This window comes from Secundilactobacillus muriivasis, assembly GCF_054785195.1.
This window is the reverse complement of record NZ_BAABMI010000114.1, coordinates 1-720: the sequence shown is the minus strand read 5'-3', so window position 1 is coordinate 720 and position 720 is coordinate 1. Positions and strand designations below refer to the sequence as shown.

The 720-nt window shown below is 32.4% G+C and carries 1 protein-coding gene; it reads left to right on the top strand.

Annotation, left to right across the window (positions count from 1 at the left end):
* Positions 1 to 106 precede the first annotated feature (106 nt).
* Positions 107 to 720, top strand: a 614-nt coding sequence (locus ACYVR3_RS16155; protein ID WP_461245021.1) for a hypothetical protein, incomplete at its 3' end; no start/stop codon positions are given.

Genomic DNA, 720 nt, shown 5'->3' with positions numbered 1-720 from the left:
GAAAACGTAAAATCCCCATCAAGCACTTGAATCATGTGTTTGATGGGGATTTTGGAGTTTCTGGTGAATAATTCAGGGTGATAGAAATGAAAATGATAATAACTATGTGTTATCAAGTTGTCCTAATCCAGAATGTGATAACATCAATATTCCCCTTAAGGAAGACGTTTTAAGAAAAAATTATACTGTTAAGTGTAGCAAGTGTGGCGAAGTCATATACTTAACGGATGTTTTCCGTCTTTTTGAAATTGTTGACAATGAGCAGGGTGCAATAGGTACGATGGGGTATATAACTAATGTATTAGAACATTTTATGTTGCTTTCGTTAATAAGAGATATTTTGGAACAACAGGCAGATTTGTTAAAGAATACGTTATTTGTAAAAGATGGCCCGTTAGGATTTTTTGGGCAGACTGCGAATATGCATAAATTTTTTAGAGAATTAATAGTATATGAAGCAGAACAACGTAAAATAATTAACCTCGTTGGTGTTGAGAAAAGCGGACCATTTGTCGACCATGCACAGCTTATTATGAATAAATTAGATGATAAAAGAGTAATTTTTTTAACTAATAAATATATTAATCAGAACATAAAACCGACAAATGATACTAATAAAGAGTATGCTCCGACATCATATTACCCTGAATTATTCATACCTTCCAAAAAAGTCGTCAGTTTTCATGTTTTTCAAAAACTGACGGCTTTTGATCTTGCTTA